Annotated in this window: 18 protein-coding genes, 4 pseudogenes and 1 CRISPR repeat array (1 of these 23 only partly in view); of the genes and pseudogenes, 18 read left to right on the top strand and 4 right to left on the bottom strand. The window is 41.9% G+C overall.

The genetic code is table 11. The annotated features are described in order from the left end of the window. Positions 1–897: a CRISPR direct-repeat array (repeat unit 32 nt; unit sequence GTCGCACTCTTCACGAGTGCGTGGGTTGAAAT) (it extends 786 nt beyond the left edge of the window). Positions 898–1,045: 148 nt separating this feature from the next. The 6 genes from rpiA (at position 1,046) to ODU37_RS06485 (ending at position 7,626) form a co-directional block, all read left to right on the top strand. After that, a complete protein-coding gene (gene rpiA, locus ODU37_RS06510; RefSeq protein WP_105159002.1) occupies positions 1,046–1,720 on the top strand; it encodes a ribose-5-phosphate isomerase RpiA in 675 nt (224 codons plus the stop codon). A 328-nt stretch (positions 1,721–2,048) separates the two neighbouring features. Beyond that, on the top strand, positions 2,049–3,260 hold the full coding sequence (locus ODU37_RS06505; protein ID WP_012027384.1) for a phosphopentomutase: 1,212 nt from the start codon (positions 2,049–2,051) through the stop codon (positions 3,258–3,260). Beyond that, on the top strand, positions 3,260–3,616 hold the full coding sequence (locus ODU37_RS06500; RefSeq protein WP_105159003.1) for an arsenate reductase family protein: 357 nt from the start codon (positions 3,260–3,262) through the stop codon (positions 3,614–3,616). Before ODU37_RS06505 ends, ODU37_RS06500 begins: the two co-directional genes overlap by 1 nt. A gap of 11 nt (positions 3,617–3,627) precedes the next feature. Beyond that, positions 3,628–4,437 carry a purine-nucleoside phosphorylase gene (locus ODU37_RS06495; RefSeq protein WP_014638303.1) on the top strand — a complete coding sequence of 270 codons (810 nt, stop codon included), beginning with the start codon at positions 3,628–3,630 and terminating at the stop codon, positions 4,435–4,437. 32 nt (positions 4,438–4,469) lie between these two features. Next, positions 4,470–5,183, top strand: a complete 714-nt coding sequence (gene deoD / locus ODU37_RS06490; RefSeq protein WP_105159004.1) for a purine-nucleoside phosphorylase — start codon at positions 4,470–4,472, stop codon at positions 5,181–5,183. Between the two features lie 175 nt (positions 5,184–5,358). Continuing rightward, entirely contained in the window at positions 5,359–7,626 is a 2,268-nt protein-coding gene (locus ODU37_RS06485) for a glycogen/starch/alpha-glucan phosphorylase (protein WP_249562362.1), read from the top strand. Positions 7,627–7,760: 134 nt separating this feature from the next. Here ODU37_RS06485 and ODU37_RS06480 read toward each other — a convergent pair whose 3' ends face one another. Further along, the gene (locus ODU37_RS06480) at positions 7,761–8,339 is read right to left on the bottom strand and encodes a VanZ family protein (protein WP_079769285.1); all 579 of its coding nucleotides are present in this window, start codon (positions 8,337–8,339) and stop codon (positions 7,761–7,763) included. 112 nt (positions 8,340–8,451) lie between these two features. Here ODU37_RS06480 and hemW point away from each other — a divergent pair, with 112 nt between their 5' ends. From hemW to galE, 7 genes are all read left to right on the top strand, one after another. After that, positions 8,452–9,588 (top strand): radical SAM family heme chaperone HemW, encoded by a 1,137-nt coding sequence (gene hemW / locus ODU37_RS06475; protein ID WP_105159006.1) that lies wholly within the window; start codon positions 8,452–8,454, stop codon positions 9,586–9,588. A gap of 12 nt (positions 9,589–9,600) precedes the next feature. Next, positions 9,601–10,341, top strand: coding sequence for an acyl-ACP thioesterase domain-containing protein (locus tag ODU37_RS06470; protein WP_172001659.1), 741 nt, complete (start codon positions 9,601–9,603; stop codon positions 10,339–10,341). Beyond that, positions 10,328–10,945, top strand: coding sequence for an NUDIX hydrolase (locus ODU37_RS06465; protein ID WP_105159008.1), 618 nt, complete (start codon positions 10,328–10,330; stop codon positions 10,943–10,945). Before ODU37_RS06470 ends, ODU37_RS06465 begins: the two co-directional genes overlap by 14 nt. Positions 10,946–10,954: 9 nt before the next feature. Continuing rightward, entirely contained in the window at positions 10,955–11,728 is a 774-nt protein-coding gene (locus ODU37_RS06460) for a TIGR01457 family HAD-type hydrolase (RefSeq protein ID WP_015647053.1), read from the top strand. Further along, entirely contained in the window at positions 11,718–12,350 is a 633-nt protein-coding gene (locus ODU37_RS06455) for a TIGR01906 family membrane protein (RefSeq protein ID WP_249562361.1), read from the top strand. Before ODU37_RS06460 ends, ODU37_RS06455 begins: the two co-directional genes overlap by 11 nt. An 89-nt stretch (positions 12,351–12,439) precedes the next feature. Continuing rightward, a complete protein-coding gene (rpsU, locus tag ODU37_RS06450; RefSeq protein ID WP_000048054.1) occupies positions 12,440–12,616 on the top strand; it encodes a 30S ribosomal protein S21 in 177 nt (58 codons plus the stop codon). A gap of 103 nt (positions 12,617–12,719) precedes the next feature. Further along, entirely contained in the window at positions 12,720–13,733 is a 1,014-nt protein-coding gene (galE, locus tag ODU37_RS06445; protein ID WP_024381458.1) for a UDP-glucose 4-epimerase GalE, read from the top strand. A gap of 232 nt (positions 13,734–13,965) precedes the next feature. Here the strand turns inward: galE and mscL are convergent, their stop codons facing one another. After that, complete coding sequence (gene mscL, locus ODU37_RS06440; RefSeq protein ID WP_044754859.1) at positions 13,966–14,331, bottom strand: large conductance mechanosensitive channel protein MscL; 366 nt, start codon at positions 14,329–14,331, stop codon at positions 13,966–13,968. 181 nt (positions 14,332–14,512) lie between these two features. On the opposite strand from mscL, the gene dnaG reads away from it, so the two are divergent. The 4 genes and pseudogenes from dnaG to ODU37_RS06420 form a co-directional block, all read left to right on the top strand. Then, entirely contained in the window at positions 14,513–16,303 is a 1,791-nt protein-coding gene (gene dnaG / locus ODU37_RS06435) for a DNA primase (RefSeq protein WP_249562360.1), read from the top strand. A 2-nt stretch (positions 16,304–16,305) separates the two neighbouring features. Continuing rightward, the gene (gene rpoD, locus ODU37_RS06430) at positions 16,306–17,424 is read left to right on the top strand and encodes an RNA polymerase sigma factor RpoD (protein WP_002935555.1); all 1,119 of its coding nucleotides are present in this window, start codon (positions 16,306–16,308) and stop codon (positions 17,422–17,424) included. A 129-nt stretch (positions 17,425–17,553) separates the two neighbouring features. Further along, positions 17,554–17,877, top strand: coding sequence for a metal-sulfur cluster assembly factor (locus ODU37_RS06425; RefSeq protein WP_002935553.1), 324 nt, complete (start codon positions 17,554–17,556; stop codon positions 17,875–17,877). 201 nt (positions 17,878–18,078) lie between these two features. Then, positions 18,079–18,236, top strand: a pseudogene (locus ODU37_RS06420) (transposase); the annotation flags it as partial. Positions 18,237–18,322: 86 nt separating this feature from the next. On the opposite strand, the pseudogene ODU37_RS06415 reads toward ODU37_RS06420, so the two are convergent. Continuing rightward, a pseudogene (locus tag ODU37_RS06415) lies at positions 18,323–19,453 on the bottom strand (ISAs1 family transposase). A gap of 95 nt (positions 19,454–19,548) precedes the next feature. On the opposite strand from ODU37_RS06415, the pseudogene tnpA reads away from it, so the two are divergent. Next, positions 19,549–19,701 (top strand): annotated as a pseudogene (tnpA, locus tag ODU37_RS06410) (IS200/IS605 family transposase); the annotation flags it as partial. Between the two features lie 10 nt (positions 19,702–19,711). Here the strand turns inward: tnpA and ODU37_RS06405 are convergent. Beyond that, positions 19,712–19,893 (bottom strand): annotated as a pseudogene (locus tag ODU37_RS06405) (IS982 family transposase); the annotation flags it as partial.

Genomic DNA, 19,893 nt, shown 5'->3' with positions numbered 1-19,893 from the left:
AGAACGTCGCACTCTTCACGAGTGCGTGGGTTGAAATAAGGTAATTCGTCGAATTGGTTCGACAAGGCATTGTCGCACTCTTCACGAGTGCGTGGGTTGAAATTTGCGCTGGTGTATCTTCTGGCATAACGGCTGGCGTCGCACTCTTCACGAGTGCGTGGGTTGAAATACGAATGGAATTCAAAAGGTCAATGTTTGTTACGGTCGCACTCTTCACGAGTGCGTGGGTTGAAATATGAACCAAGAAAGTAAAGCAAGCACTTTCCAGCGTCGCACTCTTCACGAGTGCGTGGGTTGAAATACGTGGGAAAATCTCCCGAACGAAATTGACGAACGTCGCACTCTTCACGAGTGCGTGGGTTGAAATTATAAAAATAATCAGCATGATACAAAAAAATAAGGTCGCACTCTTCACGAGTGCGTGGGTTGAAATTTAGTGTGGATGAAAACACCGTTCGGTGTAATATGTCGCACTCTTCACGAGTGCGTGGGTTGAAATAACCGAAGAGAAAAGAGTTCGGTTAGTTGCTAGAGTCGCACTCTTCACGAGTGCGTGGGTTGAAATTGTTAGGGTAATCACTATCATAGATGAACGTGTGTCGCACTCTTCACGAGTGCGTGGGTTGAAATATCAGCGCACAAACTAAGACTGATTTTACAGTCAGTCGCACTCTTCACGAGTGCGTGGGTTGAAATAGCACAGGAATAGGCTTCTGTGTCGGATGGATAACGTCGCACTCTTCACGAGTGCGTGGGTTGAAATGACGAAAACAGGTACGCAGTCAACTATCTTCACAGCGTCGCACTCTTCACGAGTGCGTGGGTTGAAGTAACGTATCGACAGACTAGCTGCTCGGACGGACCGGTCGTACTCTTTGCGTATGCGTAGGTTGAAACTGTTTTTGCTTAACACAGTATATCTGGTATGGACGTGTTCGAAGTTTCCCTCCTTTAACTCATCTCCCCACAATTTTCGAAAATTCTTGTTTTGTCTTGCTTGCTTCATGCTATAATAGTTGTATCAGTTTTTTAAAAGGAGACAAAAATGACAAACCTAAAAGAGCAGGTTGGGATTAAGGCGGCGGAATTTGTGACGGACGGGATGATTGTTGGGCTGGGAACTGGTTCGACTGCATACTATTTCGTGCAGGAGATTGGTCGCCGGGTTGCAGAAGAAGGGCTACAGATCACAGGCGTAACGACCTCTCATGCTACGGCAGAACATGCTGCGTCCCTTGGGATTCCCCTAAAAAATATCGACGAAGTCGAATATGTGGACTTGACGGTTGATGGAGCAGATGAGGTTGATGGAGACTTCAATGGGATTAAAGGCGGTGGTGCAGCGCTTCTCATGGAGAAAGTGGTCGCGGTCAACAGTAAGGACTGCATCTGGATTGTGGATGAGTCTAAGGTGGTTCAAACCCTAGGAGCCTTCAAGTTGCCGGTGGAAGTTGTACAGTACGGTGCGGAAAATCTTTTCCGACTATTTGAGAAAAAAGGGTATCGTCCAAGTTTTCGTATGCGTAATGGAGAAAAACATATCACGGATATGCAGAACTTTATCATTGACCTTGATTTGCGCAGAATAGACGACACATATGCATTGGCGGAAGAATTGGATCGGACCGTTGGTGTTGTAGAACACGGTCTCTTTATTGGATTGATTTCCAAGGTAATTGTTGGTACACAAGAAGGATCGAACATCATCGAAAAGAAATAAATTGAAAACGCTTCTCATTTTGGTACAATGAGAGGCTTTTTTATGGTATAATGAAAACACGAACGTTTAGACTCTTCAAAAATCTATCCCCTTACCTCGTAGCAGTCAGACGATAGGTACTGAAAAAGCGATAGCTGAACAGCAGGCAGTGAAGCGAGTAACAGTATCTAGTTTTGATGGTTAGGAAGTTTGATGCCGAGAGCTTTGACTGTATAAGTATTGCACCCCATTAAAATGTTTAGATGTGGTGACGATAATTTCCAGTCTAGCAACTTGGTTGGACGCTGATTTTGGTTGAATCTAACTATATCAAATAAAGGAGACAATTATGCCTAAATTTAAACGTGTTCACTTGGTAGTTATGGACTCTGTCGGAATCGGCGCAGCACCAGACTCAGATAAATTTTTCAATGCGGGTGTAGCAGATACAGAATCTGATACTCTCGGTCACATTTCTGAAAAAGCTGGGCTTGAGGTACCTAATATGACCAAGATTGGTCTTGGAAATATCCCTCGAGATACAGCACTTGCGACAGTTCCTGCTGAAAGCCATCCAACTGGTTACGTGACCAAGTTGGAAGAAGTATCGCTTGGTAAGGATACCATGACTGGACACTGGGAAATTATGGGTCTCAATATTACTGAGCCATTTGATACATTCTGGGATGGTTTCCCTGAAGAGATTTTGACAAAAATCGAAGAATTCTCAGGTCGTAAAATCATCCGCGAAGCAAACAAGCCGTATTCAGGTACAGCTGTCATTGATGACTTTGGCCCTCGCCAAATGGAAACAGGAGAGTTGATCGTCTATACCTCCGCAGACCCTGTGCTTCAGATTGCGGCCCATGAAGACATTATTCCACTTGATGAGTTGTATCGTATCTGTGAATACGCTCGTTCCATTACCCTTGAACGCCCAGCTCTTCTAGGCCGTATCATCGCCCGTCCATACGTTGGTGAGCCAGGCAATTTCTCACGAACTGCCAACCGTCACGACTATGCAGTATCACCGTTTGAAGCAACAGTACTCAACAAACTGGCAGATGCGGGTGTACCAACTTACTCAGTTGGTAAAATCAGTGATATTTTCAATGGTTCAGGTATTACAAATGATATGGGTCACACCAAGTCCAACATGCACGGTGTCGATGTGTTGATTGATACTCTAAAGTTATCAGACTTCGAGGAAGGTTTCTCCTTTACAAACTTAGTTGACTTTGATGCTGTGTATGGTCACCGTCGCAATATCGAAGGCTACCGCGATTGTTTGCAAGAGTTTGATGCACGTATTCCAGAGATTATTGACAATATGCGTGAAGATGACCTGCTCTTGATTACTGCAGACCACGGCAATGATCCATCCTATGCTGGAACAGACCACACACGCGAATATGTGCCACTCTTGGCATACAGCAAGGCTTTCAAAGGTAGCGGTGTCTTGCCAGTAGGTCATTTTGCGGACATTTCAGCAACCGTTGCGGAAAACTTCGGAGTGGATACAGCCATGATTGGCGAAAGCTTCTTATCACAATTGGTTTAATGGAGAAGCTAACGGTCTATTACAATCCTGACTGTAGCAAGTGTAAAAAATTAAGAATATTGCTGTCCAGTCAGGACCTGGACATCAAGTGGGTTAATTATCTAGAAAATCCACTGACAGCAGAGGAATTGACAGCTCTCTTGGAAAAAATGGGCAGTCAACCTTCAGCAGTTACTCGATTGAAGGAAGAAGAACGACTAGCCTTGTCAGAAGAAGAAATCTTTGAGCGTTTAGTTAAAGAGCCTGCTACTCTCAATCGTCCTATTATCGAGCGAGAGCAGACAGCTTTCCTCTGTCGTCCGCTTGAAATCATTAAAGAAAAAATGTCAGAATATGACTGGTCGGATTATTTATAAAAGGAGAAAATATGAGTTTACTTGCAAAAATCAATGAAACAAAAACGTTCTTGGAAGAAAAAGGTTTGGTAAAACCTGAATTCGGTTTGATTTTGGGTTCTGGCTTGGGTGAATTGGCCCAAGAAGTTGAAAACGCCATTGTCATCGACTATGCAGATATTCCAAACTGGGGCAAGTCAACAGTTGTAGGCCACGCTGGTAAGTTGGTTTACGGTGATTTGGCAGGACGTAAGGTCTTAGCTCTTCAAGGTCGTTTCCATTTCTACGAAGGAAATCCGATGGAAGTTGTGACCTTCCCAGTCCGTGTTATGAAAGCCCTTGGTTGTGAAGGCGTGATTGTAACCAATGCCGCAGGTGGTATTGGCTACGGTCCAGGTACCCTTATGGCCATTACAGACCACATCAACATGACTGGTCAAAATCCATTGATTGGCGAAAACTTGGAAGAATTTGGTCCACGTTTCCCAGATATGTCAAATGCTTACACTAAAGAATACCGTGAAAAAGCCCATGCCATTGCGGAAAAATTGGGTATCAAGTTGGACGATGGTGTCTATCTCGGTGTGACAGGTCCTACCTATGAAACACCTGCAGAAATCTTGGCCTTCAAGACTATGGGTGCCCATGCAGTCGGTATGTCAACAGTGCCAGAAGTTATCGTAGCTGCTCACTCAGGTATGAAAGTCTTGGGAATTTCTGCTATCACAAACTTTGCGGCTGGTTTCCAATCTGAACTCAATCACGAAGAAGTTGTAGAAGTAACCGAGCAAATCAAGGGCAACTTCAAAGGCTTGGTCAAAGCTATCTTGGCTGAGTTGTAAGCATTCGAAAATAGAACAAAGAGGTACATTACATGTCTATCCATATTTCCGCAAAACCAGGCGAAATTGCTGATAAGATTTTGCTTCCTGGTGATCCGCTTCGTGCTAAATTTATCGCTGAAAATTTCCTTGAAGATGCAATTTGCTTCAACGAAGTTCGCAATATGTTCGGCTACACAGGTACCTACAAGGGGCATCGTGTCTCTGTCATGGGAACAGGTATGGGGATGCCATCCATCTCTATCTATGCCCATGAATTGATTAACGAATATGGCGTAAAAAAATTGATACGTGTGGGAACAGCCGGTTCTTTAAATAAGGATGTTCATGTCCGTGAATTGGTCTTGGCACAGGCAGCTGCGACCAACTCTCGTATGATCAATATTGACTGGCCAGAGTACGATTTGCCACAAATCGCTGATTTTGATCTTTTAGATAAGGCTTATCATATCGCCAAAGGACTCAACATGACAACGCATGTTGGCAATGTTTTATCATCAGATAGTTTCTATTCTCCAAAATTGTTTAGTCGCAACTTAGAATTAGGTCAACTAGGTGTCAAGGCTGTAGAAATGGAAGCAGCTGCACTTTATTACCTAGGTGCTAAGTTTGGCGTTCAAACGCTTGCCATTATGACGATTTCAGATAGCTTGGTTAATCCAGAGGAAGACACCACAGCAGAAGAGCGTCAAAATACTTTCACGGATATGATGAAAGTTGGTTTGGAAACTCTGATTGCAGAATAATTAAGAATAATTCTGATTGTAGTAAACTGCAATCGTTCAAAAGACGAACCAATTTCTATTTGTACGGAAGTTGGCTTGTCTTTTTTTTATAAATAGGGTATAATTAAGAAAACGTTTACAAAGGTAGAGCGAAACCTTTCTGAATGATTACATTAATATATCCAGGAGTAGCCTTATGATTAATTTACAAAATTTTGTTCAGTCTATGTATGCCAAACGCATTGAAGATTGTACAGACCAAGAACTCTATTACGCCTTGCTTGCTTTTACAAAACAGCAGAGTGAAGCTAAGTATACAAATGACCAAAAGAAAAAGGTCTACTATATTTCAGCAGAGTTCTTAATTGGTAAGCTCTTGTCTAATAACTTGATCAACTTGGGTGTTTATGATGAGGTGAAGAGCCAGCTTGCAGCAGCAGGTATAGACTTAATTGCTATTGAAGATGTGGAGATGGAGCCATCACTAGGAAATGGTGGTTTGGGGCGCTTGGCTGCCTGCTTCCTTGATTCAATTGCTAGTCTAGGTCTTAATGGTGATGGGGTTGGTTTGAATTATCACTTTGGACTGTTTAGACAATTATTTGAATACCATCAGCAGTCTGCTGTGCCAAACGAGTGGATTACACCACGTTCATGGTTAACAGAGTCACCGATTTCTTATCAGGTGCCATTTGCTAACTTTACCTTGACATCTAAGTTGTATGACATCGATGTACCTGGTTATAAAATGGAACGCAAGAATCGACTTCGCTTGTTTGACCTTGGTTCAGTTGATGACAATATCATTTATGACGGAATAGAATTTGATAAGGAAGATATTTTCCGAAACTTGACTCTCTTCCTCTATCCAGATGATTCGACCGATGAAGGAAAAGTTCTCCGCATCTTCCAGCAGTATTTCATGGTGTCTAACGCTGCGCAACTATTGATTGACGAAGCGGTTGCTAAGGGATCAAACTTACATGACCTACCTGATTATGCCGTTGTTCAAATCAACGATACTCACCCATCACTTGTTATTCCAGAATTGATTCGCCTTTTGGAGCTTCGTGGTATTTCGTTTGATGAGGCAGTTGAAATTGTTAAGAAAATGACTGCTTATACCAACCATACCATCTTGTCAGAGGCGCTGGAAAAATGGCCGCTTGATTTTCTGAACTATGTGGTTCCGCACTTGGTACCGTTCATCGTAGAATTGGATCGTCGTGCCAAAGAAGTGAAGGATGAACCTGCTGTCAATATCATCGATGAACATGGCCGTGTTCACATGGCACACATGGATATTCATTATGGTTATTCCATCAATGGGGTGGCGGCACTTCATACAGAGATCTTGAAAACTTCAGAGTTGAAAGCTTTCTATGAGCTATATCCTGAAAAATTCAATAATAAGACAAATGGGATTACCTTCCGTCGCTGGCTCATGCATGCTAATCCAAGTTTGGCAAGCTACCTGGACGGCCTACTTGGACATGGCTACCATCACGATGCAAGTGAGCTCGAAAAGCTGTTGGATTACAAAAATGATAAGGAATTGAAATCTTGGTTGGAAAAGACAAAGCAGCATAATAAACGCAAATTGCAGCGCCATATTGCCAAGACACAAGGTGTTCATGTTAATCCAGAATCCATCTTTGATGTACAAATCAAGCGAATGCACGAGTACAAGCGTCAGCAGATGAATGTTCTTTATGTTATCCATAAGTATCTGGATATTAAAGCAGGCAACATCCCTACCTGCCCATTAACAGTTTTCTTTGGTGGAAAGGCTGCACCTGCTTACACAACCGCACAGGACATCATTCATTTGATTTTGGTATTGTCACAGGTGATTAAAAATGATCCTGATGTGGCGCCACACTTGCAACTCGTTATGATTGAAAACTATAACGTAACCGAGGCGAGTTATATTATTCCAGCGGCAGATATTTCAGAGCAAATTTCCCTTGCATCCAAAGAAGCTTCTGGTACAGGTAACATGAAATTCATGCTCAACGGAGCCTTGACCATCGGTACAGACGACGGTGCCAATGTGGAAATTCATGAGTTGGTAGGTGATGAAAATATTTATATCTTTGGTCAAGATAGCCAAACAGTTATCGAACACTATGCAAATGGGACCTACCATCCATATTCCTTCTACGAACGTGAAGCCATTCGCCCATTGATTGACTTTATTACATCGGATACCATTCGTCATGCTGGTGGAATCGATGAGCGTCTCTGGCGTTTGCAGGACAACCTTAAGCACAATGACCACTTCATGACCTTGCTTGATTTGGAAGATTATATCTCGACTAAAGAGCAGATGTTAGCAGACTACGAAGATCGCGACAGCTGGTTGGAAAAAGTCATCGTCAACATCGCTAAAGCAGGTTTCTTCTCGTCAGACCGTACTATTCAACAGTACAACGAAGACATCTGGCATTTGGAAGTTAAGTAAGCTAATACTCTTCGAAAATCAAAATTATCCGTTGTCAAGAGCCTAGATGAACTTCAGTTCTATCGTCGGTTTCGTTTCCTAGGCTACTTTTGATTTTCATTGAGTATAAATAAACTAAAAATGACCTTGCGGGGTCATTTTTTCTGTATTCTATTTTTGAAAGATTGAGCGATTGCGGATTGTCCCAAGAAGTTTCCAAGGGCAAAGCCAGAGGTGTTAAGCAAGATGTCGCCAAGGTCAAAGAAGCCCAGTGAAAAGAAGAATTGACAAGCTTCAACCAGTAAAATAGCACCTACAAAGAGAGAAAGTTTTTTCCAAGAAAATGAAAAAAGCAACCCAAGTGGTAAAAAGAGTAAGAGGTTAAAAACCAATATAGTAGGATTGAGAAATAGGTCTTGTGAAAAAGTGCTAAGGAGATTCCAGTTGACACCTCTGACGCCTATGCTTTTGAAAAAGAGAAGATAGACTAGCAGAAGCCCGTAGCAAGCGTAGAAAAACCAAAGTGTCAGTCTCGAAATGTGGGGCTTATAGACAAGTCGAAATAGGGTAAAGCAAAATCCGGTCATTAACAGGATTGCGGCAAGTGTCGGCCAAAAATCAACCGTCATGAATATGGCCGTGAACTGGTAAAAAAGAAAGGTCATAAAGAGCCAGCGGCAGAATAAGAATGATAAGATAGCGTTGATGACATCATAGAATCGTTCTTTGTTCATGATTTAATCCCTTTTGTAGATTTTGTAAGTTTACTATATTATATCATTGTTTTGAGGGGGAAGTGATGGCTGTAAAAAATATTTTTATAGACAGTGTGCTATAATAGTTCTTATGAAAAAACGACCGACATCTGCCTATATACACATTCCATTTTGCACCCAGATTTGTTACTACTGTGATTTTTCCAAGGTCTTTATCAAGAATCAGCCTGTTGATGACTATCTGGCAGCCCTCATGGAAGAGGTCAAGTATTACGACCTTCCAGCCCTCCGCACACTTTATATCGGCGGCGGAACACCGTCGGCTCTCTCGGCAGACCAGTTGGACTACCTTTTGACTAATCTGGAGGAACTATTGGACTTGTCACAGGTGGAAGAATTCACTATCGAGGCCAATCCAGGTGACTTGACGGCGGATAAGATTGCGGTTCTGAAAAAGTCCAAGTGCAATCGAGTGTCGCTGGGGGTCCAGACCTTTGATGACCGTATGTTGAAAAAAATTGGTCGTAGCCACAACCAAGCCCAGATTTATGAAACCATTGCTGCCCTCAAGAAAGCGGGCTTCCACAACATTTCCATTGACCTGATTTATGCCCTGCCTGGTCAGACCATGGAGCAGGTGGTGGACAATGTCGCCAAGGCCTTGGAGCTGGACATTCCCCACATGAGCCTCTATAGCTTGATTTTGGAGAACCATACGGTCTTCATGAACCGCCAGCGTCGTGGCAATCTTCATCTACCCAACGAAGATGTGGAGTCCGATATGTTCGACTACATTCTTCAGGAGTTGGAGAAAAACGGCTTCGAACACTACGAGATTTCCAACTTCACCAAGCCAGGCTTTGAAAGCCGCCACAATCTCATGTACTGGGACAACTCGGAGTATTATGGTCTAGGTGCTGGAGCATCTGGCTACATCGACGGCATGCGCTATCGCAACCGCGGCCCCATTCAGCACTACCTCAAGTCCATCCGCGAAAAAGGCCATTCTCGCTTACACGAAGAATTCCTCAGCCAGACCGAGCAGATGGAAGAAGAGATGTTTTTAGGGCTACGGAAAAAAACTGGCGTGTCCATTGAGCGATTCGAGGAAAAGTTTGGTATTTCCTTTGAAGACCGCTACGGTCAGGTGGTCAGAGACTTGAAAAATGAAGGTCTTTTACAAGAAGAAGACCGTTGGCTTCGGATGACCAAAAAAGGGTTGTTTCTTGGCGACACAGTTGCCGAGCGTTTCATTATAGAAGATTAGAAAGAGGACACAATGGGACTAAGCTACCAAGAAGAGTTCACCATTCCCTTTGATATGGTGGATATCAAACAAGAAATCAAACTGCCGGACTTTATTTCCTATTGTCTTGGTGTGTCAGGTCGGCAGTCGGAAGAACTGGGTCGCAGTGACCTCTATGTTTTTCAGGAATTTGGCTTGATTTGGGTGGTGACAGATTATGAACTGACCATTCAAGGCCTACCTAAGTACAATGAAACTATTACCATTAAAACAGAAGCGGTTGCCTATAACAAGTTTTTCTGTCATCGGATGTTTTATATCTATGATGAGGCCGGCAATCTCTTGCTGGATATTCTTTGTTATTTTGTTCTGATTGATTTTGAAACTCGCAAGGTGGCGCCTGTGCCAGAAGCCTTGATTGCACCCTATCAGTCTGAGCAGGTCAAGAAATTGCCTCGGGCTCCCAAGTATCAGCTCTTGGAAAATCCGTCTGTTCAAGAATTTCCTGTTCGCTATTTTGACTTGGATATGAATGGGCATGTCAATAATGGCAAGTATCTGGAATGGATGTATGAAGCACTAGGCTATGATTTTCTGCTCTGCCATGTCCCTAAAAAAATCCAACTCAAGTATCTCAAGGAGGTAGAGGCGACTAGCTTGGTGAGTTCACGCATGGTGGCAGTAGATGGCATCAGCCAGCATGAGATTGTGGTAGATGGGCATATCCATGCGCAAGCTGTCATAGAATGGAGGGAAGATCATGTCACAGGATAAGTGGTTGGAATGGGCTGTACGTTTACAGGCCTTGGCTCAGACAGGCTTGGCCTATGGAAAAGATGTTTATGACATGGAACGATTTGAGGAAATCAGACAGATTGCGGCAGAGATGCTAGTAGAACCATCTGGACAGCCCTTGGAGGTGGTGAAAGACTTGTTTTGCAATGAAACAGGCTATCAGACACCCAAGCTGGATACCCGCGCAGCTATTTTCCAAGAGGATAAAATCCTACTGGTCCAGGAAAACGATGGGCTCTGGTCCTTACCAGGTGGTTGGTGCGATGTGGACCAGTCCGTCAAGGACAATGTTGTCAAGGAAGTAAAGGAAGAAGCGGGTCTGGATGTGGAGGCTCTGAGAGTCGTTGCGATTTTGGACAAACACAAGAACAATCCTGCCAAGTCAGCCCACCGCGTGACCAAGGTCTTCATTCTATGTCGTCTCCTTGGCGGGGAGTTGCAGCCTAATTCGGAAACAGTCGCCAGTGGCTTTTTCAGTCTAGATGACTTACCACCGCTCTATCTTGGGAAAAATACAGCTGAACAGTTAGCACTTTGCTTGGAAGCTAGTCGGTCTGAGCATTGGGAAACACGATTTGATTAAGGAGGAAAAATGACATATACAGGTTATTTGATTGATTTGGATGGTACGATTTATGAAGGGAAAAAGCGGATTCCTGCTGGTGAACGTTTTATTCATCGCTTGCAAGAACGTCAGATTCCCTATTTATTCGTGACCAACAATACCACCCGCCGTCCTGAGATGGTGCAGGCTATGTTGGCTGAAAACTTTAACATTGAGACACCGCTTGAAACAATCTATACAGCCAGTCTGGCGACAGTAGATTATATGAATGACTTGGGCAAGGAAAAGACAGTCTATGTCATTGGAGAAGATGGGCTCAAGTCTGCCATTTTTGAGGCAGGTTATGTGGAAGACACGGAAAATCCAGCCTATGTTGTTGTCGGTTTGGATACTCAGTTGACCTATGAAAAACTGACTATTGCCACCTTGGCTATTCAAAAGGGAGCGACCTTTATCGGTACCAATCCTGATTTGAATATTCCGACTGAAAGAGGTCACTTACCAGGAGCAGGCTCACTTATTGCGCTTTTGAAAGCAGCTACCCGAGTAGAGCCGACCTTTATCGGTAAGCCTGAAGCCATTATCATGGACAAGGCTCTGGAGATTTTGGGGACAGAACGCAGCCAGACAGTTATGGTAGGAGATAACTACCTGACGGATATTCGCGCAGGGATTGACAATGGATTTCCAACTCTTTTAGTCCTGACTGGATTTACCAAGCCAGAAGAAGTAGCAGACTTGCCCCTTGCTCCGACCCATGTCCTCAACAGCCTAGATGAATGGAGTTTTGATGAGAACTAAGTTACAGATTATCGGAACGATTTTATTTGTCTTATCGGCAGCAGTTCTAGGAACCATCTACCTAGCTTGGCTAGTTTATCCGCTTGAGATTTCTTTTTTGGGGTTGGAAAAAGTGGTCTACATGAAGGCGGCAGATATTTCCTACAATTTCAATATCCTGATGAACTATCTAACAAATCCTTTTGCAAGTGTTTTAGACATGCCAAATTTTTCATCCTCAGCTGATGGTCTGAAACATTTTGCGGATGTGAAACATTTATTCCATCTAACTCAGGGGATTTTTATCCTCACCCTCCCTGCCTTTGTGCTTTTTGTAAAAAACATTCTGCTAAAAGGTTATGGAGACTTGGTTAAAAAGGTCATTTTCTGGACCATGCTTACGCCAATGATAATCGGTTTATTAGGAGTTCTTGTTGGCTTTGATCAGTTTTTTGTATTGTTTCATACGGTGCTATTTCCAGGAGATTCTACATGGCTATTTGACCCTGCAAAGGATCCTGTCATATATATTTTGCCACAAGAGTTTTTCTTGCATTGCTTTGTATTATTTTTTGTCCTTTACGAATTCTTCTTTGGGACAATACTGGCGTGGACAGGAAAAAAGAATAGGATAAGAGCGTAAAATTCATATTTTAGAATTAAAAAATATTGACAAATGAGTTGAATCATAGTAAAATGATAAAGACTTTGAAATTGAGGGGAGTGAAAAAAATGTCAAAAACAGTAGTACGCAAGAACGAATCACTTGATGATGCTCTTCGTCGTTTCAAACGTGCGGTTACTAAAGCTGGTACTCTTCAAGAAACACGCAAACGCGAATTCTACGAAAAACCATCTGTAAAACGTAAACGTAAATCAGAAGCAGCTCGCAAGCGTAAAAAATTCTAATTGAATTTGAAAACGGCCGAAAGGCTGTTTTTTGTTTACTTTTTACAATAGGTGACATATAATAGGGATATAGAATTTTGTCCAGGTGAAAAGGAGTAAATAGATGAGTATCTTAGTTACAGGTGGTGCAGGTTATATTGGTAGTCATACGGTTGTCGAATTGTTGAAGTTGGGGAAAGAAGTGGTTATCGTGGATAATCTTTCAAACTCAAGTATTTTGGTTTTAGATCGCATTGAAACCATCACTGGCAAGCGCCCAACTTTCTATGAGTTGGATGTGGCAGATAAGGAAGCCTTGCGCCAAGTTTTTGAAAATGAAAATATTGAGGCAGCCATTCACTTTGCTGGCTACAAGGCAGTAGGAGAATCAGTGGCTAAGCCAATTATGTACTATGAAAACAATATCATGTCAACCCTAGCTTTGGTGGAAGTCATGACAGAATTTAGTGTTAAGAAAATTGTCTTCTCCTCAAGTGCGACTGTTTATGGCCTCAATAATCCATCGCCTTTGGTTGAAACTATGCCAACTAGCGCAACGAATCCGTACGGCTATACCAAAGTTATGTTGGAACAAATCTTGCGTGATGTGGAAGTAGCAGATAAGGAGTGGAGTATTGCATTGCTCCGTTATTTCAATCCAATCGGTGCCCATGAATCTGGCTTGATTGGGGAAGATCCAGCTGGTATTCCTAATAATTTGATGCCGTTTATTGCACAGGTAGCAGTTGGTAAACGTGAGGAGCTCAGCGTTTTTGGTAACGATTATGATACAATTGATGGTACTGGAGTGCGTGATTATATTCATGTGATTGATTTGGCACTCGGTCATATCAAGGCGCTTGAAAAAATTTCAACTACTACAGGTGTACATACTTACAATCTTGGTTCAGGTCAAGGAACAAGTGTATTAGAGTTGGTCAAAGCCTTTGAAAAGGTAAATGGCGTTCCAGTACATTATAAGCTTGTTGACCGTCGTCCAGGTGATGTGGCAACCTGTTACGCTAACGCAGACAAGGCTTGGAAAGAGTTGAACTGGAAAACAGAAAAAACAATTGAAGATATGTGCCGCGACACATGGAACTGGCAATCGAAAAATCCAAATGGATACGAAGGATAAGAAAAGATGTGAGTGGAGGCTCACATCTTATTTTTGTAATTATGGAAGAGAGGCTGGGCAGAAAGTCCATCCTCGCTTCTCAGAGTTCGTGTCAACATCTCAGCGCAGTGGTTGATTGGCAGATTTGTTCGTGTTTCATACTCCAAATCTGACCTAATCAACTGTGCGGGGGTGGGAAGACGAACTCTTTTTAGACTGGTCGAGTTCTTTCCCACTCCCAATATATTATTGATTATTTTTTCAACAAATCTCGGATTTCTGCAAGCAACTCTTCTTGAGTTGGACCAGCAGGAGCTTCCTCTTCAACCTTCTTAGGCATTGCTTTCTCAGCTGCTTTAACAACGAAGAACATTGAAGTTCCAATAATCAAGAAGTTGATAACAGCGCTCAAGAAGCTACCGTATTTAACACCGTTCCAAGCAAGATCAGCGATGTTTTGAACGTTTGCTGCTTTCAATGCAGGAGTTAAAATCAATGGAGTGATGATATCTTCAACAAATGATTTAATAATTGCGCCAAACGCACCACCAATTACCACTGCTACAGCAAGGTCAACAATGTTCCCACGGAACAAAAATGCTTTTAAATCTTTCAACATATCCTAAATATGTCCTTTCATAAATATTTTACTTTACCTATTATACCCATAAAAAAATATTTTACAAGTAATTTGTTTTAGAAATTTTACATTTTCCCGTATTTAGTATACAATAGAGTATGTTAAACTAAGGGAAGAGTGTTCACTTTTTAAATTAGCTAGTATGATATGAGGAGGGAATGTGCTTTCAAAGGATAAAATTACTGAAATAAAACAAGCTCTCAATATCGTTGACGTTATTGGTGAAACGGTTGCTTTGACTAAGGCCGGACGTAATTATGTCGGTCTTTGCCCTTTTCATGGGGAGAAAACCCCGTCTTTCAATGTGATTGAAGATAAGCAGTTCTACCATTGTTTTGGATGTGGTAAGTCCGGAGATGTATTCAAGTTTGTCGAAGAAGTTCGTGGTGTTTCTTTTGCGGATGCGGCAGCTATCTTAGCTGAGAAGGCAGGGTTTCAAGTAGATATAACTCCTTCCTATCATCAAGAGGAGAAAAGGATTAGTCCGCATCAAGTCCTGTATGATATTCATCGGGATGCCGCAAAGTTTTATCATGCCCTTTTGATGACAACCAAAATGGGTGAGGAAGCTAGAGCTTATCTACACCAACGTGGCTTGACAGATGATGTCATAAAAACATTCCAGCTAGGCTTAGCTCCGGCCGAACAGAATATTCTTTACCAAAAACTATCAGGACAATATGACGAAGAAAGTCTATTGAATTCGGGTTTGTTCAATCCAAGTGAGAATAATATTATTTATGACGCCTTTCAAGCGAGGATTATTTTCCCCTTGGCGGATGAATATGGTCGAATTGTAGCTTTTTCAGGTCGGATTTGGACCGAAGAAGATCGAAACAATAAACAATTAGCTAAGTATAAAAATTCTCGTAGTACTGCGATTTTCAATAAAAGCTATGAATTGTATCATTTGGACAAGGCTAAAGCGGTTATTAAGAAGCAACGTGAAACCTATCTCATGGAAGGTTTTCTAGATGTTATTGCTGCTCATCGTGTAGGGATTGATAATGCAGTGGCTTCCATGGGAACAGCTTTGACAAGAGAGCATGTTGCACACCTAGCTAAGTTTTGTAAGAAAATTGTTCTGACTTATGATGGGGATAAGGCTGGACAGGCAGCTACCATGAAGGCGTTGGACGAACTACAAGATTTTCAGGTTGAAATCGTGAGTTTGCCAGATAATATGGACCCAGATGAATTTTTGCAGAAAAATTCGGAAGAAGCCTTGCAACAGGTTTTAACTAAGTCACGAATCAGCGATGTAGAATTTTTGATTCAATACTTGAAACCTGAAAATCCTGACAATCTACAAATGCAGATTGAGTTTGTAGATAAGATTGCACCAATTATTGCCAAAGTATCATCCATTACAGCTCAAAATTCTTATATTTATAAGGTAGCGGATTTACTTTCTGACTTTGATTATAATCAGGTGGAACAGGTAGTAAATGCTGTTCGTCTGAACCAGCGCCAGGAGAGAACACAACAGGTATTTCAATCACAGGCTGGTCAGTCTTATTTGCCACCAGTCCAAACGATTGCTCGTATAACGAGTCTTATTCGAACAGAAAACCATTTACTTTATCGGATGGTTGAACATCCTTATATTCTCAATGAGTTCCGTTTACGAGAAGATTTTTATTTTGCGACGCCAGAATTGCAAGCTATTTATGATATGTTAAAAAAATCTGGGGAAATTACCAGCTTTGAACTATCACAGTTGAACGATTCCGCTCAACAGGCTTGGTATCGTATGCAAGAAGAACGTTTACCTAATGAAGTATCTCCACACGAAATCGAAGAATTAGAAATTCGGCGAGACAAGGAATTATTGAAGAAGGAGAACCAGCACCTAGCACGGAAAATCCGTGAACATTCCCATGTGGGAAATGCAGATATTGCCCTCGATGAGTTGCAAAAACTCCTCGATAGAAGAAGACAAATGGAGTAAATATGACAAATAAAAAAGATAAAAAAACAGAAGTAACTACTTTTGATGTACAAGTTGCCGAATTTATCCGTAACCATAAAAAACAAGGTTCAGCTACAGACGATGAAATCAATGACCAACTGGTTATTCCATTTACGCTTGATGCTGACGGAATCGATGATTTGCTCCAACGTATTCAGGACGCAGGGATTTCGATTGTTGATAAAGAAGGGAACCCTTCTGCTCGTGCTATGCAGGTAGAGGAAGAACCAGAATTATCTGATGAAGAATTGCTAGGTAGCACTTCTGCAAAAGTGAACGACCCAGTCCGCATGTATTTGAAAGAAATTGGTGTTGTACCTCTTTTGACCAACGAGGAAGAGCAAGAATTGGCATTGGCGGTTGAGGCAGGTGACCCAGAAGCGAAACAACGTTTGGCTGAAGCCAACTTGCGTTTGGTTGTATCCATTGCTAAACGCTATGTCGGCCGTGGTATGCAGTTCCTTGATCTTATCCAAGAAGGAAACATGGGCTTGATGAAGGCTGTTGATAAGTTCGACTACTCTAAAGGTTTCAAGTTTTCAACCTATGCAACCTGGTGGATTCGTCAGGCTATCACTCGTGCCATTGCGGACCAAGCGCGTACAATCCGTATCCCTGTTCACATGGTAGAAACCATTAACAAATTGGTCCGTGAACAACGCAATCTCTTGCAGGAATTGGGCCAAGATCCAACTCCAGAGCAAATCGCTGAGCGTATGGATATGACGCCTGAGAAAGTTCGTGAAATCCTCAAGATTGCACAAGAGCCTGTCTCGCTCGAGACCCCAATTGGTGAAGAAGATGATAGTCATCTTGGAGATTTTATCGAAGACGAAGTCATTGAAAATCCAGTTGATTACACAACTCGTGTTGTTCTTCGTGAACAGTTAGATGAGGTATTGGATACTCTTACTGACCGTGAGGAAAACGTACTGCGTCTTCGTTTTGGGTTAGATGATGGTAAAATGCGTACGCTTGAAGATGTTGGTAAAGTCTTTAACGTAACCCGTGAACGCATCCGCCAAATCGAAGCCAAAGCCCTCCGTAAACTCCGCCACCCATCCCGCAGCAAACCACTCAGAGACTTTATTGAGGATTGATTTTGTCTGGGAGACAAAATCAACCACTCGCGGAAAACAGGAAACGAGCGAGGGTCCAGTGGACTTTTTGACACAAACTTGGTTTGTTTCTTTTCTAGTATTGAACTTGTGAAAAAGAAAGAGAGAAAAATGACGTACACAGAAGATCAAATTAAAGACATTCAGGAGCGTATTTTTCATGCTCTTGAAGATGTGATTGACCCTGAGCTAGGTATTGATATTATCAATTTAGGGCTAATTTATGAAATCCGATTTATTGAGGGCAAGGCTGAAATTGATATGACCTTGACGACCATGGGTTGTCCATTAGCTGATCTAATTACCGATCAAATTCATGATGTATTGAAGGATGTTCCAGAAGTAACAGAAGTAGATGTGAGACTGGTTTGGTCACCAGCTTGGACCGTTCAAAAAATGAGTCGTTATGCTCGAATTGCATTAGGAATTAAATAAAAAAACAAAATGGTTTCGAACGTTTGAAGCCGTTTTTTTATTATGGCTTCGAGCCAGTTTTTCTCGTAGAGAAAAACAAGAAAGCCACCAGCTATGCTGGTGGCTGCCAAGGCTTTGAGTTTCCATTTCTTTTTCCTGTTATAATCTAATTGTTCAGGTTAGATCAAGGAGGAGTAAACTAGTCCAGTGGACTAGTTTAGCATGGCTAAAACCAGTTACAGTTTATCACATACTAAATGGATGTGCTCTATCACATAGTTTTCACACCTAAGTACCGTAGAAAATCCATTTACTACAAAATAAGGCAGGACTTAATTGATATTTTCCGTCATCTATGTCGATGCAAAGGCGTGGACATCACGTCATACGCATGAAAAATTTCTTCTCTCCTTTTGTCCCCGGAAATAACTGCTTTAAACTTAGTATCTATCTTTATACAAGCACCTTATCCCCGATTTCCAAATAATTGTGGCAAATAATCCTCCAAATGGACAGAAATATAGCGTTGTTTGCGGCGGTAACTCAATTTCTCCTTAGGGAAGGTCATCATTTGTAAGAGATGAAGACAAGCCTTACGAATAGCATTTAAATTGAAAGCAGCTCGTTTATCTAAGGTTTGGTTCTTATCTTCTCGGTAAACCACATCTAACAACCAATGTAGGCTCTCAACCGACCAATGACCACGAACAACCTGAGAAAAAGTTTGCACATCGCCCTTGAAACTAAGGATAAAGTAACGGACCTCTTCAGTGATGACACCATCTTTATCAATGATATTCTTAGTCATACCAATCCCACGAAGTTTTTTCCATTTCGGATGTCGTTGGCTCAGCCATTTCACATCGTGAGAAACCCAGTAGTCCCTCACCTCAATCTGACTGCGTGCCTTTTCAATGGTCTGATAATGACAGCCTTTCTCTGTCAACGTAGATAACAATTTGGCGTCACTAAAATAGAGGTCAATATCCTCATGGAGATTGCCTTGATTTCCTTTGACTGCCAAGCAATAATCACCCTTACCGCTGATAATCACATCCGCAATGTCTGTCTAGGTGCCCATGGCATCAATCGTGACAACACTCTTACGAAGGTCTAGCTGACACAAGAGGCGAGGAATGGCTGTGATTTCATTACTTTTATCCTCAACAGCTACCTGCCCAAGGCTAATCCGATTACCACCATCATAAGCAGTGACAATATGAGTAGGAGATTGGTGTTTCCCTCGGTTCCCCCGAATCGTTTTTCCGTCAACGGCAATCAATTTTGAAAAATCAGTTGTTTCCGAACTAGCTTCGAAGGACAGTTTCAGTTCCTTTAAGAAATCTGGATTGACCATACTCACAACACGTTCCAAGGTGTCATGAGAAGGACAACCAGCACTCAAGTCAACGTATTCTCTCAAGACAGATTCGTTCATTTCTATGAAATCTTCCATCTCTTTCCACGTTTCAACCCCTGCTAATTGACAAGCGAAAACCAGAAACAGAATGGTAGATAGAGGATATCGGATTTTCCATGCTTGACGGCTATCATACTCTTCTTTGTGCTCTTCTATGGATAAAAGAAAATCAATCAAAGTAGTTCACCTCTATTCTAGTGTACTACTTTGATTGATATTTGGTTATGATTTCCGATTTCTGAAAACGATTTTTTCTTCATGCGTTTGGCGTGGTGGAAATCATTGAGGGACACATGATGCCAGACCATGTTCATATGCTTGTCTTGATATCCCCAAAACTTTCGATTTCCGATTTTATGGGATATTTGAAAAGTAAAAGTGCTCTCATGATATTTGATAAACATGCTAATTTAAAATATAAGTATACCCGTGGTGCTAGTTCATTTCAAAATAGCGTAAATTATGAGCTAGAATAATTTGTTCAATTTGCAACTGTAGTCCGGCTAGACTTCTAGCTAATGTATGTTGGATGTCAAAGAGACGACACAGTTCAGAAAAACGTGTTTCAATAGTTCGTCTCATGGCCATCGCTTTCCAATTGTTCTGTTCTTCAGCTC

The organism is Streptococcus sp. 2021WUSS109 (genome assembly GCF_044427305.1).
Classification (GTDB): domain Bacteria; phylum Bacillota; class Bacilli; order Lactobacillales; family Streptococcaceae; genus Streptococcus; species Streptococcus suis.
The sequence above is the reverse complement of the archived record's forward strand: the minus strand, read 5'-3'. Positions and strand labels throughout refer to the sequence as shown.

What these genes read in the sequence shown, in the direction of transcription:
- rpsU (WP_000048054.1), top strand. Translation starts at nt 12,440, where the DNA reads ATGTCAAAAACAGTAGTACGCAAGAACGAATCACTTGATGATGCTCTT.
- mscL (WP_044754859.1), bottom strand. Translation starts at nt 14,331, where the DNA reads ATGTTGAAAGATTTAAAAGCATTTTTGTTCCGTGGGAACATTGTTGAC.
- ODU37_RS06495 (WP_014638303.1), top strand. Translation starts at nt 3,628, where the DNA reads ATGAGTTTACTTGCAAAAATCAATGAAACAAAAACGTTCTTGGAAGAA.
- deoD (WP_105159004.1), top strand. Translation starts at nt 4,470, where the DNA reads ATGTCTATCCATATTTCCGCAAAACCAGGCGAAATTGCTGATAAGATT.
- ODU37_RS06500 (WP_105159003.1), top strand. Translation starts at nt 3,260, where the DNA reads ATGGAGAAGCTAACGGTCTATTACAATCCTGACTGTAGCAAGTGTAAA.
- ODU37_RS06505 (WP_012027384.1), top strand. Translation starts at nt 2,049, where the DNA reads ATGCCTAAATTTAAACGTGTTCACTTGGTAGTTATGGACTCTGTCGGA.
- ODU37_RS06425 (WP_002935553.1), top strand. Translation starts at nt 17,554, where the DNA reads ATGACGTACACAGAAGATCAAATTAAAGACATTCAGGAGCGTATTTTT.
- ODU37_RS06485 (WP_249562362.1), top strand. Translation starts at nt 5,359, where the DNA reads ATGATTAATTTACAAAATTTTGTTCAGTCTATGTATGCCAAACGCATT.
- galE (WP_024381458.1), top strand. Translation starts at nt 12,720, where the DNA reads ATGAGTATCTTAGTTACAGGTGGTGCAGGTTATATTGGTAGTCATACG.
- ODU37_RS06455 (WP_249562361.1), top strand. Translation starts at nt 11,718, where the DNA reads ATGAGAACTAAGTTACAGATTATCGGAACGATTTTATTTGTCTTATCG.
- hemW (WP_105159006.1), top strand. Translation starts at nt 8,452, where the DNA reads ATGAAAAAACGACCGACATCTGCCTATATACACATTCCATTTTGCACC.
- ODU37_RS06460 (WP_015647053.1), top strand. Translation starts at nt 10,955, where the DNA reads ATGACATATACAGGTTATTTGATTGATTTGGATGGTACGATTTATGAA.
- ODU37_RS06465 (WP_105159008.1), top strand. Translation starts at nt 10,328, where the DNA reads ATGTCACAGGATAAGTGGTTGGAATGGGCTGTACGTTTACAGGCCTTG.
- rpoD (WP_002935555.1), top strand. Translation starts at nt 16,306, where the DNA reads ATGACAAATAAAAAAGATAAAAAAACAGAAGTAACTACTTTTGATGTA.
- ODU37_RS06480 (WP_079769285.1), bottom strand. Translation starts at nt 8,339, where the DNA reads ATGAACAAAGAACGATTCTATGATGTCATCAACGCTATCTTATCATTC.
- ODU37_RS06470 (WP_172001659.1), top strand. Translation starts at nt 9,601, where the DNA reads ATGGGACTAAGCTACCAAGAAGAGTTCACCATTCCCTTTGATATGGTG.
- rpiA (WP_105159002.1), top strand. Translation starts at nt 1,046, where the DNA reads ATGACAAACCTAAAAGAGCAGGTTGGGATTAAGGCGGCGGAATTTGTG.